This is a genomic window from Maribacter ulvicola, assembly GCF_900155985.1.
GTDB classification, from domain to species: domain Bacteria; phylum Bacteroidota; class Bacteroidia; order Flavobacteriales; family Flavobacteriaceae; genus Maribacter; species Maribacter ulvicola.
This window is the reverse complement of sequence record NZ_FTMA01000004.1, coordinates 102,916-119,676: the sequence shown is the minus strand read 5'-3', so window position 1 is coordinate 119,676 and position 16,761 is coordinate 102,916. Positions and strand designations below refer to the sequence as shown.

At 35.2% G+C, this 16,761-nt stretch carries 16 protein-coding genes and 1 pseudogene; 13 read left to right on the top strand and 4 right to left on the bottom strand.

All coding sequences use genetic code 11. The features are described from left to right. Positions 1-90 precede the first annotated feature (90 nt). The 4 genes from BW936_RS12695 to BW936_RS12680 form a co-directional block, all read right to left on the bottom strand. Positions 91-531 (bottom strand): response regulator, encoded by a 441-nt coding sequence (locus tag BW936_RS12695; protein WP_076548777.1) that lies wholly within the window; start codon positions 529-531, stop codon positions 91-93. A 37-nt stretch (positions 532-568) separates the two neighbouring features. Beyond that, positions 569-1,102 (bottom strand): helix-turn-helix domain-containing protein, encoded by a 534-nt coding sequence (locus BW936_RS12690; protein WP_076548776.1) that lies wholly within the window; start codon positions 1,100-1,102, stop codon positions 569-571. 272 nt (positions 1,103-1,374) lie between these two features. Continuing rightward, positions 1,375-3,168 carry an alpha-amylase family glycosyl hydrolase gene (locus BW936_RS12685; protein WP_076548775.1) on the bottom strand — a complete coding sequence of 598 codons (1,794 nt, stop codon included), beginning with the start codon at positions 3,166-3,168 and terminating at the stop codon, positions 1,375-1,377. 194 nt (positions 3,169-3,362) lie between these two features. Then, positions 3,363-5,012 (bottom strand): sensor histidine kinase, encoded by a 1,650-nt coding sequence (locus BW936_RS12680; protein ID WP_076548774.1) that lies wholly within the window; start codon positions 5,010-5,012, stop codon positions 3,363-3,365. A gap of 372 nt (positions 5,013-5,384) precedes the next feature. Here BW936_RS12680 and BW936_RS12675 point away from each other — a divergent pair, with 372 nt between their 5' ends. The 13 genes and pseudogenes from BW936_RS12675 (at position 5,385) to BW936_RS12615 (ending at position 16,572) form a co-directional block, all read left to right on the top strand. After that, positions 5,385-6,245 (top strand): sigma-70 family RNA polymerase sigma factor, encoded by an 861-nt coding sequence (locus BW936_RS12675; RefSeq protein ID WP_076548773.1) that lies wholly within the window; start codon positions 5,385-5,387, stop codon positions 6,243-6,245. A 137-nt stretch (positions 6,246-6,382) separates the two neighbouring features. Further along, on the top strand, positions 6,383-6,574 hold the full coding sequence (locus BW936_RS12670) for a hypothetical protein (protein ID WP_076548772.1): 192 nt from the start codon (positions 6,383-6,385) through the stop codon (positions 6,572-6,574). Between the two features lie 44 nt (positions 6,575-6,618). Next, positions 6,619-7,434, top strand: coding sequence for a pyrroline-5-carboxylate reductase (gene proC, locus BW936_RS12665; RefSeq protein WP_076548771.1), 816 nt, complete (start codon positions 6,619-6,621; stop codon positions 7,432-7,434). Continuing rightward, positions 7,427-8,215 carry a glutamate 5-kinase gene (proB, locus tag BW936_RS12660; RefSeq protein WP_076548770.1) on the top strand — a complete coding sequence of 263 codons (789 nt, stop codon included), beginning with the start codon at positions 7,427-7,429 and terminating at the stop codon, positions 8,213-8,215. The genes proC and proB overlap by 8 nt, the downstream gene beginning before the upstream one ends. Next, positions 8,215-9,414 (top strand): glutamate-5-semialdehyde dehydrogenase, encoded by a 1,200-nt coding sequence (locus BW936_RS12655; protein ID WP_076548769.1) that lies wholly within the window; start codon positions 8,215-8,217, stop codon positions 9,412-9,414. The genes proB and BW936_RS12655 overlap by 1 nt, the downstream gene beginning before the upstream one ends. Positions 9,415-9,447: 33 nt before the next feature. Then, on the top strand, positions 9,448-10,299 hold the full coding sequence (locus BW936_RS12650) for a GNAT family N-acetyltransferase (protein WP_076548768.1): 852 nt from the start codon (positions 9,448-9,450) through the stop codon (positions 10,297-10,299). Between the two features lie 192 nt (positions 10,300-10,491). Then, on the top strand, positions 10,492-11,193 hold the full coding sequence (locus BW936_RS12645; protein ID WP_076548767.1) for an NUDIX hydrolase: 702 nt from the start codon (positions 10,492-10,494) through the stop codon (positions 11,191-11,193). An 83-nt stretch (positions 11,194-11,276) separates the two neighbouring features. Then, entirely contained in the window at positions 11,277-12,101 is an 825-nt protein-coding gene (locus BW936_RS12640; RefSeq protein ID WP_244156229.1) for a sugar phosphate isomerase/epimerase family protein, read from the top strand. Between the two features lie 234 nt (positions 12,102-12,335). Continuing rightward, positions 12,336-12,584: a hypothetical protein gene (locus BW936_RS19950; RefSeq protein WP_244156224.1), complete on the top strand. Its 249-nt coding sequence runs from the start codon at positions 12,336-12,338 to the stop codon at positions 12,582-12,584. Between the two features lie 449 nt (positions 12,585-13,033). After that, a pseudogene (locus BW936_RS19945) lies at positions 13,034-14,308 on the top strand (amidohydrolase family protein). 70 nt (positions 14,309-14,378) lie between these two features. Continuing rightward, on the top strand, positions 14,379-14,786 hold the full coding sequence (locus BW936_RS12625) for an endonuclease domain-containing protein (protein WP_076548765.1): 408 nt from the start codon (positions 14,379-14,381) through the stop codon (positions 14,784-14,786). Between the two features lie 333 nt (positions 14,787-15,119). Beyond that, positions 15,120-15,344 carry a hypothetical protein gene (locus BW936_RS12620; protein ID WP_076548764.1) on the top strand — a complete coding sequence of 75 codons (225 nt, stop codon included), beginning with the start codon at positions 15,120-15,122 and terminating at the stop codon, positions 15,342-15,344. 529 nt (positions 15,345-15,873) lie between these two features. After that, a complete protein-coding gene (locus tag BW936_RS12615) occupies positions 15,874-16,572 on the top strand; it encodes a hypothetical protein (RefSeq protein ID WP_143744144.1) in 699 nt (232 codons plus the stop codon). The last annotated feature ends 189 nt before the right edge of the window (positions 16,573-16,761 follow it).

The following is a 16,761-nucleotide window of genomic DNA, read 5'->3' as shown; positions in this document are numbered from 1 at the left end:
TAACCAATTATAATACAATTTGCTTGGTGCTATAACAAAAAAAGTTGTTCCTAACGAAACAACTTTAATAGTATACCTAAAGCGAACAGCTTATATTTTTAGCAAGAAATTCTCTTTTTTGAAATCATTTAGATGATACGCCCAGTTCATTTTAACCACTTGTTTCAATGACTTTTTTAGCTCACTGAAACTAGAAGGTTTCTTTATATAAATATTAGCGCCTTTTTCAAAAGTTTCTTCAATATCTCTTTCTGCCGATGAAGTAGAGTAAATTGCTACCAATAGATCTTTTAAATGTGGTGTACGTCTTATTGCCTCTAAACACTCAAACCCATTCATTATTGGCATATTCAAATCTAGAAAAACCAAATCAGGGGTATTGTCTGTATCCTTAAGCAAGAATTCCATACAACTTTTACCGTTCTCTAATTGATGCAGGTCTGTATTGAGCTCAATTCCCTCCAATGCATCTGCAAAAAACTGCCTGTCGTCCTCATCATCATCGACGAGAAGTATTTTTAATTTATCCATTTTCACTATTCATATATTGGAAGAAGAACCGTTCTTCTTACTTTTTTCTAAACCTCAAGTATTGAGTGATGGTTAACCCGGTTACTTTCTTAAATTGATTTGATAAGTGAGGAACACTACTAAAATTTAAGTCATGAGCTATTTCTCCTAAACTTATATTCTCCAATAGCACTAACTCTTTCACTTTTTCAATGCGCACTAAAATATAAAAATTCTCAATTGAGGTGAATGTTTTACTTGAAAATAAATTAGAAAGATATGGATAACTAAAACCCAATTGATTAGAAAGTAATTCTGACATTTTTACATTTCTTATATCGCCTTCATAAACCATTTTCTTTATGTAAATCTTAATTTCCTCAACGACATCACGATTTTCTTTCGTCTGAATTTTTATTCCAAAATCTTTAAGCTCCTTTATGATAGCCTGAAGTTTTTCATCACTTACACTATTGGACAACTTTATAGTGCTGTCTTCCAAAATTTCAAAATCAACACCTGCAGCGACCATTGTTCTTTGAAATACCTCATTAACCATTTTTTCAGGGCTATATATGAAACTATATTCCATTTAGTTCATCAAAATTAGTTGGCCACATTTACAATGGTAAAATTATTATTTTAACCATACATTATATAACAAAATACAATAAAATATTACCACTTTTGAACCTCAACTAAAAAAAATTTTTAATTTGTAAGCTTTAACTTACAAATAATTCTTACACAGTCATTAAAGACAAGTTAACTATCCTTATTTAGCAATTACTATTACGCAAGCCTGCCAAGCACAGAAATGATTTTTTCTATATCCCATACAACGTCCAAATTTTTACATTTTGATTATTTTGTAAAAATTAAAGCTCCATATGCCGGTATATTGATCTTACCTGTCCACGGTTTTGCATCTGTATGAGCTTCAACAACCGCTACATCACTCACGGATAACGCTGAAAATGCCTGGTCATAAATTTTACTCCCTGCATTTATCATAAGATTAAAAGGTTCATTTTCATTTAGTCCAATGCCGTAGTTTTCATAATCTTGATTGCTGAAATTTAAAACAATCAACACCGGTTGTGTTGGGGCATTGGCATCAAACCTGGTATAGGCCAGTATTTTTGTTTTCTGGTTAACATGTAAGATTTCTATGTGCTGACTTTTTAAGCCATTACCACCTTCTGTCTCTCCTGTTCTTAACTTAATAATATCACTAACAAGATTTCCTATACCCTTGTGTGTTTTTTGCTTTACCCAATCCAAACCTTTGCTATCTTGAAAATATTCATCTTCGATAAACTCCTGTCCCTGAAAAATCATAGGTATACCTGGTGCGGTCAATGTTAAAACAATACCTAGCAATGCTCTCTTTTTGGCAAAATCGCTTTCTGCATCTCCCGGCTGTATTTCTTCTGGAACTCTTGCCTTACCATTGGCCACCTCATCATGAGATTCCGTATATATTATACGGGAAAACACATCGTTACCATACTTAAATTTAAGAGCATCAACTACCTTTTGTAAGTCTCTACTATCATCATGCGTGTCTTCAATGACCTCCCTAACGGGGTGCACAAAATTCATATCCCATTGAGATCCGTAGGCCAAACCATTGTGCTCTACTGCATCAGTTACCCTACTATCTCCTTTTAAATCTTCAGCTATAGTTAATACATGCGGATACTTCTCTCTTATCTCAGAATTGATATCGCGCATTAATAGATTACCTTCTTCAATTTCAGTATCATACCCCAAACCACCATTTTCATAGCGTATGTATGAGGTAGCATCCATACGAAGACCGTCACAATGATATTTTTCTATCCACATTAAGGCATTGTCACGTAAATATCGGCGTACTTCTTCCCTTCCATAATCTGGCCTGGTATCTCCCCAAGGAGTAGTACTTCTATGATCATTGTAAAAATAAATGCCGCCTTTATCGTTCTCGCTCCAACCATCAAACTGCCATAAATCTACATCCGACGGACCAAAATGATTATAAACCACATCTATTATTACGGCTATACCTTTTCTATGCGCCTCATTGACCAATTTTGCAAAAGCATCTGGACCGCCATAATCTTGTTCTATAGCAAGGGGATGTGCAGGATTGTAACCCCAGGAAATTCCGCCTGCAAACTCTGTAACAGGTAATAACTCAATACAATTAATACCCAATTCTTTTAAATAATCTAGTTTGGCAATAACATCTTCAAACGTACCCACGCAATCTGGAGCAGAACGATTAAACGTACCAACGTGTAATTCATAAATTACCAGCTCATTCCAACTTGGCATTTTAAATTCTTCATCATCCCATTTAAAATCTAATGTTCTTATGATGGAATTACCATTGCTATTGGTCACTTCAAAAGCGTAAGGGTCATTTCTTGCCAAAACTTCTCCTTCATATTCAATAAAGAATTTATATTCATCTCCTTCCGATGCTTTTTCGGTAATGACGGACCAATAACCATTACCTTCCATATCTAGCAAAATTTCATTCTTAGACCAGTTGTTGAAGCTTCCACCAACGAAAACTTTCTCTGCATGCGGAGCCCACACTCTAAAGGTTACGGCACCATCATTTATGATGGCCCCCATACCTGCCGATTTTGTTATTACAGTATTCATAAACCAAAAATAGATTGTAAAAAGCGTAAGAAATATCCTTAAAAAAACTGGGGTTAACTCTAAACTGTATTCTTACAAAAATTTCTGATTATTTATTAATCTGCTTCATAGAAATGAATATTACCAGCAAGTACTTTAATTAGGAATTACCATTCACAGATGGGCATACAATAGTGACTTAGTACCGTACCCTTCTATTGCTTTTTTGGCATTATGATTTCAAAAACAGAACCCTCGTTTAATTTACCCGATGCACTAATGATCCCATTATGATTTTGAACAATTTTCTTTACAATTGCCAAACCTATACCAGTACCTATATATTCTTGTTTGGAGTGTAAACGTTGGAATACTTCAAAAATCTTTTCTGCAAATTGTTCTTCAAATCCAATACCGTTATCAGTAATAGTTATTTTAACGTATTCCTTTTTATTTTTTAAACTGATATCTACAGATTTTGCATTGGTAATAATTTCTGTATCTATGGTTACCTTTGGTGGAACCTCACTTTTAGAATACTTTATTGAATTAGACAGCAAATTATACATTAATTGCCTAAATTGAAATGGCACCACTTCTAATTTACATGACCGCAGTAAAGTAATATTGCCTTTCTTTTCTTTAAGTTCTTCACCTAAGTCGTTCTTTACATCTTCTACCAGCTCCTTTAAATCAACAACTTCAAACACCCTTTTTTCAGTATCTGTCCGTGAATAAGACAGTAAATCATTAATGAGCGATTGCATTCTGTTGGCAGCTGATTGTATTTTCTCAAATTTTACCTTGCCAGATGTAGACAACTTGTCAAATTCATTGTCCATCAGTACTTCTGCGAACATTTGAATTTTCCGTAAGGGTTCTTGTAAATCATGGCTAGATATATAAGCGAACGATTGAAGCTCTTTATTCATTGCTTCTAATTTGCTATTACTATCCGCAAGTTCTTTGGTTCGTATATTCACTTCTTTTTTCAACTGGTCCTCAAAAGATTTTTGGTTATCGATATTCATAGCAGTACCAATAAAACCTACCATAACATCTTCCTCGTACTTTGGCACTCCCTGCACTTTAAACCATTCAAAGTTTTTAGTCGCTGCATTTTTAACCCTGTATTCCAAGGTAAACCCAGATTCTTCCTCTGCTGCCTTTCCAAAACCTTCAAAGACCAAGTCAATATCATCTGGATGTACTAAATTTAACCAAATCTGACCTGTAAATTCTTCTAGCTTTACGTCTATATAATCTAACAGCGCCCTATTAGCATATTTTACGTTTACTTCTTTATCGGTAATCCATATCCATACAGGAGATAAATCTGCCAACTCTCGAAATCGTCTTTCACTTTCCTTTAATCGTCTTTCTGCCAATACGGCTTCTGTCGTTTCTGTAACAATTACCAGTACACCTGAAACTTCACCTACTTCATTTTTAACAGGACTGTAACTAAATGTCCAATAGACATCTTCTAATCTACCGTTCCTATGAATAGGAATCATCAGATTTTCTCTCCAAATAGACTCTCCTTTTACTTGAACTATTTTGAGCATGGGGTATATTTCACCCCAAATTTCCTCCCAGGCTTCCGCCCCGTTTAAACCTAATATCTTAGGGTGTTTTCCATCTACACCTAAAATTGGTCTGTAGGCATCGTTATAAAAACTTTTTAAAGTATCTCCCCAGAACAAAAACATAGGAAAAGGTGAATTCAACATTATATTCAATGTAGTTCGCAAACTCTGCGGCCACCCATCTGGTGTACCTAACGGTGTAAGCGACCAATCTTTTTCTCGCATTAACCTGCCCATTTCACCGCCATCATCAAGAAAATGAAATTCTTTATTCATAAAAATGTAAAATTGAAATGTCTAAACTTAGAATTAAAAAAATGGGATATACGGATCTCCAAAAAATCCAACCTATTACTTACCCCTGAATTGCATAATTAATGTTGTTTTTACAAATTAAACAATTTGGAGAAGAAATTTTTAACTCAATAAAATTGAATTGCGGTTTTAGTATCCACTTCAAATGAATAAAAAATAATTCTAGCTTATTTCAAACCAAACTACCAAATCTATCTTTTTTTCAAAAACCACTCCTTTCTGTTCAAAATCGAGCAAAAACCATTTAAATTAGTCAATTTTATCATAAAATTCGCCATTTTCTTGCATTTTAACAAAATTATACTATGTTATAGTTTAACCTTAAAGTATTCTATGCGACAATTAAAGATCACTAAACAAATTACGAACAGAGATGCCAAGTCATTAGAAAAATATTTCCAAGAAATCAGTAAAATAGATTTAATTACTGCAGATGAGGAGGTAGAATTGGCACGAAAGATTCGTGAAGGTGATCAAAAGGCCCTAGATAAATTGGTCAGTGCCAATTTAAGGTTCGTGGTTTCTGCTGCAAAGCAATATCAAAACAGAGGTCTACGTCTAACAGATTTAATCAACGAAGGTAACTTAGGCTTGGTTAAAGCAGCACAACGTTTTGACGAAACCAGGGGTTTTAAGTTCATTTCTTATGCTGTTTGGTGGATTCGTCAATCCATATTGCAAGCGTTATCCAACAAATCGAGGATGATTCGCCTGCCCCAAAATAAAATTGCCGTTAGCACCAAAATCTATCAAGTATATTCCACCTTGGAGCAAGCCAAAGAAAGACCTCCTAGTGCTTCAGAGATTGCCAAAGAATTAGAAATTAGCGTTTCAAAAGTAAAAAACTCTATGCAAAACCCTGGCAAGTCTATTTCTTTAGACGCCCCTTTTAAAGAAGGTGAATCTTCATCATTGCATAACGTATTAGAATCTACAACACCAAATAGCCCTGATAAAGATGTTATGGCAGAATCTTTAGAAACCGATATCAACCAACTTTTGAGAAAAATCCCAAAAAGACAGGGCGATGTTTTACGCCTATTCTTTGGTCTAGGCAACCAGCCTGCCATGAGCTTGGTTGAAATAGGTGAAGTGTTTGATGTTACCAGAGAACGTGTGCGCCAAATTAAGGACAAAGGCCTAAAATCTTTACGCCGAACTTCCAATACCGAAATGCTACGCGCCTACCTATAATCCCTTAATTCTACAACACCGAACATTATCCACATAACTAATTATTAACATCATTTAAAATAGTATAACACAAGCTTAACAACTCTAATTTGGAGTTGCCTGTACTTATGTTATGTTACTTTTTGAAATAGTATTACATGAAATTTATTTACATCAAAAGAGAAAGCAATATTAAAGAATTATATAGAACCCAAACCGCACTCAAAAAAGCAAAGGTGACCTCCATTACCAAATATTTTATGGGTATTCCTATAAAAACCATACACACCTACAGACAAATTTACCATAGGCGTAAAAATAATGCTATTGAGAAAATGCTATTTATTTAATCACATAATCAAACATATAATATCCAATAATTTAAACTGAATTCATGAAAATATTAGTAATAGGGGCTGGGAACATGGGCCTAACGTATGCAGAAGGCATGTCCAAATCAAAATTACTTAAGAAAAGAAATATTATGGTGCTCGACACTTCTGAAGAAAAACTGGAAGAGTTACGGGAGAATCCACAATTTGATGCTTTTGATGATTTACAAAAATGTGCCCCTGAGGCAGATATCATCTTTATAGCCGTAAAACCATATCATGCAGAGAGTGTATTTTTAAAATTAAATTCACTTGTAAAACCTGGACAAATCCTTATTTCCATAATGGCAGGGGTTACTATGGAAACCATCAAAAATTTAACGGGGCTCACAAAAATTGTGCGCGCCATGCCCAACTTACCCGCTCAAATAGGTAAAGGACTTACTTCTTTTGTTGCCTCTGAAGACGTGACCAGGATTGAACTATTGACCATAGAAAGTTTATTGGATACTACCGGGAAATCCGTACTGGTCAGTGACGAAAATTTTATTGATGCCTCTACAGGTATTTCTGGTAGCGGACCAGCTTATGTATTCTACTTTATGCAGAGTATGATGGAGGCCGCCTTAAAAATGGGATTCACCCCAAAAGTTTCCAAGGTATTGGTAGCACAAACGTTCACGGGAGCTATTGAACTTTTTAATCAAAACGAACTTTCCCCAAATTCTTGGATGGACAAAGTAGCCAGTAAAGGCGGTACTACACGTGCAGCACTAGATTCTATGGAAAACAACAATGTTGGAGAGTTAATCAAGGAAGCAGCATTCGCAGCATTTGAACGTGCAGTTGAACTTGGAAAAGAAAAAGTACATGTATAAACAGAAAATTGTAATAAAGGTAGGCACCAACGTAATGACCAACAAGGACAATCGTATTGTGAGACCGGTGTTACGAAATTTGGTACAACAGATTGCAGAATTATATGAACAGGATATTTTGACCGTACTTGTTTCTTCAGGTTCCGTAATTGCGGGGCGTGAAGTGCTGGGTGCATCTAGTATTGAAAACGACACCCAGCGCAGACAGGTTTATTCTGCCATTGGGCAACCTCGTATGATGCGTTTATACTATAATATTTTTCATGATTATGGTATGAAATGCGCACAGGTATTGCCCACAAAAAGAGATTTTACTCCTGGTGTACACAGAGAGAACATGATCAATTGTGTAGAAGGTTTATTGTCTGAAGGCGTAATACCTATTGCAAATGAAGATGATGCCGTATCGGTCACTATGAGCATGTTCTCAGATAATGATGAGCTTGCCAGTCTAATTGCCCAGCTTATTGATGCGGATAAGTTGATTATTCTAACGGATATTGACGGACTATATACCGGGCACCCCAATGCAGAAAGCAGTGATCTTATAGCACATGTAAACCCTGAAGAAAATTTAGATAAATTTATTCAGGATAGCAATAAAAAAGCTGGCGAGGGTCGTGGTGGTATGGGGTCTAAATTAGACTATGCCCAACAAGCTGCAGCGAAAAATATACCAACGTACATTGCCAATGGCAAAAAAGACCGTACCATAATTGATATCATAGAAGGAAAAAATGTGGGTACTAAAGTGACCCTAGAAGAAAAAGCAGAAGCATAATGAAGTTAATTTCAACAGAAATAAAGAACAAGGTATTGAATAGTATGATGCAACTTTTGGATCACAACCGAAGTAGCATTCTCAAAGCAAATAAAAAAGATCTAGATCTTTTTAAAAAAGAAGATCAAGCCATGTACGATAGACTTATCGTTACCAATAGCAAAATTGATGGCATGATCGGTTCTATAAAGGAAGTGATGTCTCAAGATGATCCTGTAGGTAAAACTATTTCAACCAAGATTTTAGAAAACGGTTTGGATATTTCCAATAAAACCGCACCCTTTGGCACCATCATGATTATTTATGAATCTCGGCCAGACGTAACTATAGAGGCTGCGGTACTAGCTTTTAAAGCCAATAATAAGATTCTTTTAAAAGGTGGTAAAGAAGCTTTGCATAGCAACACAATTCTTGTAGATCTTTGGCATAGGGCCCTTGAAGAAAATGGACTTTCAAAAAAGTTCATTCAGCAATTGACCATGAACAGGGAAGAAACCCAAGAATTTTTAAGAAATCCTACAGAAAAACTTGACCTTATTGTACCAAGAGGTGGTGAAAGATTAATCAGTTTTGTAAAGGAACACGCCAAATGTGCAGTGCTTGTTAGTGGTAGAGGTAACAACTTTTTGTTCGTAGACAAAGAAGCAGATTGGGAAAAAAGTGTGAAAGTCATCATGAATGCCAAAACCGAAAAAATATCGGCTTGTAATGCCTTGGATAAAATATTGATCAATGCCAATATTGAAAATTACGAACAGAAATTGACAGATATTTATCAACTTTTAAACGCCAAAGGGGTAGAAACTTTAGTGGATGCAGATGTTAATTCAATTCTTACAGATGCACCACAAATTAAAGATGATGCCATTTGGAAAGAAGAATTTCTAGCCATGAAATGCTGCCTGGGCGCTGTTGATTCCTTAGATGAAGCTGTTGAAAAAATAAACGATAATTCCGGGGGACATTCCGCTACCATTATGACATCGAATAAAGATACCGCCATGCAGTTCATGGAAGAGGTAGACTGTGCCGCCGTTTACCAAAATGCGTCAACGCGTTTTACCGATGGCGGACAAATGGGTGTAGGTGCAGAGTTAGCTATTAGCACAGATAAATTACACCACCGCGGTCCGTTGGGCTTAAAACAATTGGTTACCAATAAATATTATGTATTTGGGGATGGTCAAATTCGTGATTAACTAACCGACTTCCCCATTAGAAAATCGAAATTTATGTTCGAAACAATTGAAAACATAGACGGTGCACTTGTCTATCATGGCAGTATGCATAAACGCATCTATTTTTCTGAAGCTGAAAATGTTGATTTAGATAATCTGCTTCTAAAAATGAAAGACCTTGCCTTAAAAAAGCGTTATGAAAAAATTCTGGGCAAAGCTTCTGAAAAAGATGTAGACATTTTAAAATCAAAAGGATTTACGGTAGAGGCTAAAATCCCAGGACTTTACAATGGCGTTATTGATGGTTTTTTTCTTGCAGAATACACCAATGAAGAGCGTCATGCAAATGATGTAAAAAGTTTAAAGACCATTGAAACGGTTAAGACCATAGCCGAAGCTGCCAATAAATCTACCACAGATTCTTATTTTCAAATGCCTGAGAATCTGGAAATCAAAGAGCTTCCTACTTCAGATTTCCATACTCTTGAAGATTTGCACAAGAAGGCGTTTAAATACCACCCGCATCAAATTAAAAATGCAGCGTATTTTTCTAAGCTGAAAGATTTAAACCATCAATTTTACGGTCTTTTTAAAAATGAGGAATTATTGGTATCGGCAATTCTTGCCGTAAATGCGCGTGAATCTAACGTTGAGATTGTTGATTTTGTGACACACCCAGATTATAGGGGGCAAAATCTTTCTTATTTCTTAGTACAGGACATTAAAAACAATATGGATAAGCTAGGGTGTAAAACCATTTACTCAATGGTGAGGTCAACTTCATACGGACTTAATATTACCTTCAGTAAACATGGTTTTCTTTTAGCAGGTACATTAATTAACAATTGTTTGGTGAGAGATGTTATGGAAAGTATGAATGTTTGGTATTTTAAACATGACCAATAAACCCTTAAATATTTATATTTCAGAGCTTTAATATTGAAGTTCACTCCATATTTTAAAGTGTTGCCTTTGTAGATTAATTTTTACAATAGCAACACTTTTTATTTACGTTCTCATTTTATATTAATAATTCTTTGCTTGCATTGAATTTTGTGCTTTATTTGATAAATAGATGAGAAAATTATCAATTTTACAATGAAAGGCTCGGAAAATATGAATTTAATCCCAAACCTTTCTTATGATTGCGTCATTTTTGGTTTTAATGGCAAAACTCTTAAAATACTTATTCTAGAATATCAGAACACCGGTTTGTTCGCTCTCCCTGGAGGATATATCAAAAAAAACCAAAGCCTAAAAGACGCTGTTAATCAAGGAGTTAAAGAGCGTACAGGATTAACCGATGTTTATTTAGATCAATTTCAAGTCTTTGGTGAGCCTAACAGAACAGATCCCTTGGCAACTGAGCGTATTCTTAAAGAAAGTAATAATAATACGGAGCAGAATCAATGGATGATGGAACGCTTTTTAACAGTTGGTCACTATGCGCTCATTAATTATGAGGATGTAACACCAAAACCTGATCAATTTTCAGATAGTATTGGATGGTATGACATTGACAATGTCCCTCAATTAATGATGGATCATAACGAAATTGTAGAAAAAGCATTAGAGGTACTTCGCAATAACATTAGTGAAAAATTGATCGGTATGAATCTCCTTCCCCAAAAATTTACAATGAAGCAGTTACAACAAGTTTTTGAAGCTATTTTAGACCAAACATTAAGGCGTACCAGTTTTCAACGTAAAATGTTATCCTTAGATATTCTGGAGCGTCATGAAAAACTGTTTGAAGGTAAGGCGCACAAAGCTCCCTATCTCTACAGTTTTAAACAATAAAACGAACACACTCAATTAACATAACAATAATGAAAAATTCCACAGGTAATAATTTTTTAAAATGTATCGTTCTCGCAGCTTTTATGTTCGGTACGGTCACCACTTACGCTCAAAAAAAACTTGGCGGCTTAGCCCTTTACACCGTTAGAGACGATATGGGCACAGATGCCAAAGCAACTTTAAAAGCGGTTTCAGAAGCAGGCTACAGAAATATAGAAGCGGCAGGTTATAAAGACGGTAAATATTATGGTATGACTCCGGCAGATTTCAAGGATCTATTGAAGTCCCTTAAATTAAAACCCATTAGTACCCACCAAAGCGCTGTAACTTTAGACAATGCAGACAAAATGATGACCGATGCCAAAGCCGCTGGCTTTAAATACTTTGTAGTTCCTATTCCTCCAATGGGCATGTTCTCTTATAACCAAAAAGACAGAACAATGGGAATGACCGGTACCCTAGAAGAATTCGCGAAAATCTTAACCACATTAGGTGAGAAAGCTAATAAGGCAGGATTAAAATTATTGTACCACAATCATGATTTTGAATTCAAGAAAAACGCGGAAGGTATTGTTCCAATAGACTATTTATTAGAAAACGTAGACCCTAAATACTTGAATTTTCAAATGGATCTATTCTGGGTGACTAAAGCTGGTGCCAACCCTATTGCCTATTTCAACAAATACCCAGGTCGTTTTAAAATATGGCATGTTAAGGATATGGATGAGCAAGGTAGATTTGCCCCTGTTGGCAAAGGGTCTATTGGATTTAAAAATATATTGGCTAACAAAGCGCTATCAGGTATGAAATACTACATGGTTGAACAGGATAGGACTTTTGACGGATTAAAACCGTTAGATGCTATTAAAATTAGTCATGATGGGCTAAAAGAAATAGGTTTTAAATAAATACAACAACCAACCAACGGAGACAGCCCCAAAGAGATTTTTCTCTTTGGGGTTTTCTTTTTTAGGTACTTTCCATTAAACCTTTTATCACAAAAGCTGTCCCAGTCCTTTCTAAAAATAGATGGCTGTTCTGCACATAGAACACCAACGATTAAAAAATATAGAATGCGAATGACCACAAGTTTACGCATGAGAATTATTCACCCTTATCTAGGCTTCTTTTAAGCTGGTATAATGGCAATGTATTCCATTTGCCGAATTATAATGATCTATAGAAATACAGGTTTTCTAAAAAGCGAAAAAATCATAGAACAACAGTTAAAGCCAAATTTAGAAGCTGGTGAACTTAGTAGGGCATTAAGAATTAAAGGAGGCGTAAAACCCGAGAAAATAGAAGATGATGTTATTTACTTAAACAAGGTGAGTACCATACTGCAACCGGTAAAGCTACTACAAAAAAGATGGAGCTTCCTTTTATTTTAGATAAAATGGAACACCTACACAAGGTAACCACCAATAGTCCCGTGTATTTTCTAAACATATTTTTCGGACTATCACTATTATTCTTCGTAGTCTCATTTTTTTGGAGGTTTATGCCAAAAACTACCGTGTTTAAAAAAGGACTGTATTTCTCGTTAGGTGGTATTGTGCTAACCATTATTTTGCTCTTTGTATAAATAGATAAACATCAATTGATATTAAAACCGCTTTAAAGACATTTCTTTAAAGCGGTTTTTTTTGTTTTTGATAATCTTTGGAACCAACAACCAACCCAAGCCTAGCCCCTCAAGAGAGTGCAACAAAGGGAGTGGGTGCTGCGATAATATTCACATACTTATTCAATAAAAAAAGCAACGTAAACAACTAATTTTCACTACTTTCATATAAAATGATCCAGCTCAAACAAAGACCATCAAAATCAAATATATCAAATGAAAAACCTCTTATTACTAGTACTATTGTTCACTTCTATAATTTCTATTCATGCCCAATCTATAGTGATCAAAGCAGATTCGTATTTAGATGTTAGAACAGGTAAAATAATCTCTCCTGCTTATATTCATACTGAAAATGGAGTTATAAAATCCATTAATCCGAAGGTCCTACCTAAAGGTATTCAAACAGTGGATCTAACGGGCAAGATACTATTACCGGGGCTTATGGATATGCACGTGCATTTAGATGGCGATTTTAAAGGTAGTTGGGATTATGTCTATAAAGAAAGTGCTAGTCAAGGAACTGTTAGGGCTGTGGTCAATGCCGAAAAAACACTAATGGCAGGTTTCACTACAATAAGAAGTATAGGGCAATTACATATTACTCCAGAACTTATCGATGTTGCGGTTTCCGAAGCTTCAGACAAAGGGATGATTGCTGCACCTAGAATTATTCCATCGGGTCATATGATTTCTATAAATGGCGGACACGGTGATATTTCTTTGGGTTTAGCTGAAGGATTAGTAACTGTCGGACCTAACGACGGAATCATCAATGGAAAATATGATGCTATTGAGGCTGTAAGATATCAAATCAAACATGGTGCGAAATTTATTAAAATGCATGCTACTGCAGGTGTTCTTTCTATGGAAGATGCCATCGGAGCTCAACAGCTAAGCAACGAAGAAATGAAAACCATTGTAGATGAAGCCTCTAGACATCATATTAAAGTAGCTGCCCACGCACATGGTACCTAGGGTATTAAAGAAGCAATAAGAGCTGGTGTCTATTCTATTGAACACGGATCAATTATAGATGATGAAGGCATTCAACTAATGAAAGAAAAAGGTGTGTATTTAGTTCCAACAAGAGGTCTAGCTACTATCATAGAACCTATGATAGATAAAATGGATCCCGTAATGGCAGGCAAAGCAAACTATGTAATGCCTATTGCCAAACAAAACCTTATAAAAACTATAAAAGCAGATGTCAAAATTGCTTTTGGTACGGACACTCCTATTATACCTCACGGTAAAAATGCCATTGAATTCACAGCATTGATGGAATGCGGCATGAGCGCTAAAGAAGCAATTAAAACCGCCACCACAAATAGTGCAGAAATGCTAGGACTTACTGATCGTGGCGAAATTAAAGAAGGTTTACTGGCAGATATTATTGCAGTAGATGCAAACCCTATTGATGATATTTCTACTTTAGAGAATGTGAAGTTTGTTATGAAAAACGGAATTATTTATAAGAATGAAAAATAAAATTCAAGTAATAATTACACAAAACCCATAACTATCTATTTAAATAAGGAATAACGAGTTAGTGTCAAAGATGAGAAAGATTATACCATACCATCCTTATTTAGTTGTGTATGCTAAGGAATTACGAAACAACATGACCTTTGGTGAAATTGCCCTATGGCGAGAAATTAAAGGTAGAAACTTGGGTCAGAGGTTTAGTAGACAAATACCTATTGACCAGTATATTGTTGACTTTTATTGCAAAGACCTTCAGCTAGCAATCGAGGTAGACGGCAGTATTCATTTTAAGCCAGGGCATCCAGAAAAAGACAAACGAAGACAAACTCGTCTTGAATCATTTGGTATAACTGCTGTAAGGTTTTTAGATACTGATGTAAAAAATAACTTGCCGTTAGTTATTAATGAGTTAAAACAATTAATTGAGAAATTAGAACAAGAATCCACCCCTAGCCTATCCTCAGAGGGGAACAGATACTGATTTTGATTAAACATTTAAGGTAATATAGACGATGTAACATTTTTATAAACCAAAATCTTTACTCGCTAAAAAACTCACATCAGAAACGAAAGCCTCTCCTCTAGGGAGAGGACCAAAGGGATGGGTTCGTAGGTGTTCAGGGTTTAAAAACAAAGTAGCCCTCACCAAGTTCTAAAACACGATTATGCATACATTATTCCAACTCACAAATGACCTAGCCCGATGCCCTCCCAAAAAAAAAAAGGGAACAATAGATGACCAAAATTGAATAATTACATACCAATACGCATTACCTCTCCCAACACTGGTATCTTGCATGTATAAATTATAACTATGAAATTAAACTTATTATCATGTGATGCAGCAAAACCGGACAAAAGAGCGATAGCGCAATGTATTTCCGAGATTTCATTGAACATTAGTGATTCGCTCGCCAGTGAACTTACAGATATATTGTTAGAAGGTGATGCGGTAGATATTGAAATCGGCGATAAAAACTCCGGTTCAGCTTTAAGAGCTTTTAGAAAACTTAGTATTGACTATGAAATTATAGAATAAAGAACCCACCCCTAGCCCCTCCCGAGAGGGGAACAGATTCTGACTTGAAATAAGCTTTTTAGATAAAGAAGAAGTAACTCCTATAAAAACCAAATTCCCAAGCAAGCAAAAAATCCTCAATCATAAACGAAAACCTCTACTCTAGGCAGGGGAACAGATTCTGACCTGTATGATATTAATTAGATAAAACATACCAAATAGCTGTTGTTGAAACGAAACTCCCAAGCAAGCAAAAAACCCACAATCATAAACGAAAACATCCCCTCTTGTGAAGGGATCAAAGGGGTGGGTTCTTAGATGCTCTATTCTCAATTATAAACCTCCACGCCCCATAGCAGGCAACCTAAATATTTTTCTGACCGTTTTACGGAAACCCGTAAGAAAATGCAAATTGAAGGTCTTTATTTTGCGGGTACAAAAGAGATTAACTCCTTTTACTGAGTTTTTTCAAAATGTCTAAATAACACTGAAATCTATTTCGGTGCTTATATCCATAAATATTATTGAAACTATTAAAACAGAAATTAAAATGAAAAATCACTATTATTTATTAGCTCTTTCCTGTTTGCTCCTTACAAACTGCGCAGTGACTAAGACACTTAAGTTCTCTCAAAAAGACGACGATATCATACGAACAGAATCATTGAAACATTTTTTAAATGAAAACAAAAACCCAAAAGTTGTTTTAAGAGTTAATGAATCTTCAATGAACGTTACAGAAGAAGACAATAATGATTATCTTTTTAATGCAATCGAAAATCAACTTTTATCAAGTGGATTTATAGTTAGAGACAGACAACTATTTAATCAGATTATAGAAAATGATGAAAATAATATTGATTATAAACAACTTAAAGAAAAATCTGATACTGACTTAATTATTGAATTAACTAAATTAAATCCTCAAGTCATGTATGAAACTAATAAATATTATGACCAAAAAAATCGAGAAAGAATTGAATTGTCACACTCTTACCAAAAATATGGGGCATCGGTTGAATTCAAAGTAGTTGTGATAAATTCAAATGAATTCGCCGGCGTTTATAAATTTAATTACACTCCATGCACAAACGGGTGTGTAATTTCTAAATCTATGAGCGAACTACGAAGAGAGAGGGAGAAGAAAGCAAATGATGATAAAAAAGGTTACGAAGGAGTAGAAAGAAATGAATTAGAAATTTTTATAAAAAATGCTACAAAACAGTTAGTAACCGAAATGAGAAATTAATTTGCTAAAACAGCGCACTAACCTAAAACACCCGCCCAGCCCCTCCCAAGAGGGGAACAGTTTCTGACTTTGAATAAACATTTAAGGTAAAATAGACGAAGTAACTTTTAAAGAAACAAATCTCTCAACCCAAAAAAATTGCAAACAAAAACCAAAACCTCCCCTCTTGTGAGGGGACCAAAGGGTTGG

Bases quoted from the DNA above. Each gene is read 5' to 3' on its own strand.
- BW936_RS12640 (WP_244156229.1), top strand. From the start codon at position 11,277: ATGTTCGGTACGGTCACCACTTACGCTCAAAAAAAACTTGGCGGCTTA.
- BW936_RS12645 (WP_076548767.1), top strand. From the start codon at position 10,492: ATGAAAGGCTCGGAAAATATGAATTTAATCCCAAACCTTTCTTATGAT.
- proB (WP_076548770.1), top strand. From the start codon at position 7,427: ATGTATAAACAGAAAATTGTAATAAAGGTAGGCACCAACGTAATGACC.
- BW936_RS12690 (WP_076548776.1), bottom strand. From the start codon at position 1,102: ATGGAATATAGTTTCATATATAGCCCTGAAAAAATGGTTAATGAGGTA.
- BW936_RS12670 (WP_076548772.1), top strand. From the start codon at position 6,383: ATGAAATTTATTTACATCAAAAGAGAAAGCAATATTAAAGAATTATAT.
- BW936_RS12650 (WP_076548768.1), top strand. From the start codon at position 9,448: ATGTTCGAAACAATTGAAAACATAGACGGTGCACTTGTCTATCATGGC.
- BW936_RS12680 (WP_076548774.1), bottom strand. From the start codon at position 5,012: ATGAATAAAGAATTTCATTTTCTTGATGATGGCGGTGAAATGGGCAGG.
- BW936_RS12655 (WP_076548769.1), top strand. From the start codon at position 8,215: ATGAAGTTAATTTCAACAGAAATAAAGAACAAGGTATTGAATAGTATG.
- BW936_RS12615 (WP_143744144.1), top strand. From the start codon at position 15,874: ATGAAAAATCACTATTATTTATTAGCTCTTTCCTGTTTGCTCCTTACA.
- BW936_RS12685 (WP_076548775.1), bottom strand. From the start codon at position 3,168: ATGAATACTGTAATAACAAAATCGGCAGGTATGGGGGCCATCATAAAT.
- BW936_RS12695 (WP_076548777.1), bottom strand. From the start codon at position 531: ATGGATAAATTAAAAATACTTCTCGTCGATGATGATGAGGACGACAGG.
- BW936_RS12620 (WP_076548764.1), top strand. From the start codon at position 15,120: ATGAAATTAAACTTATTATCATGTGATGCAGCAAAACCGGACAAAAGA.
- BW936_RS19950 (WP_244156224.1), top strand. From the start codon at position 12,336: ATGGCAATGTATTCCATTTGCCGAATTATAATGATCTATAGAAATACA.
- proC (WP_076548771.1), top strand. From the start codon at position 6,619: ATGAAAATATTAGTAATAGGGGCTGGGAACATGGGCCTAACGTATGCA.
- BW936_RS12675 (WP_076548773.1), top strand. From the start codon at position 5,385: ATGCGACAATTAAAGATCACTAAACAAATTACGAACAGAGATGCCAAG.
- BW936_RS12625 (WP_076548765.1), top strand. From the start codon at position 14,379: ATGAGAAAGATTATACCATACCATCCTTATTTAGTTGTGTATGCTAAG.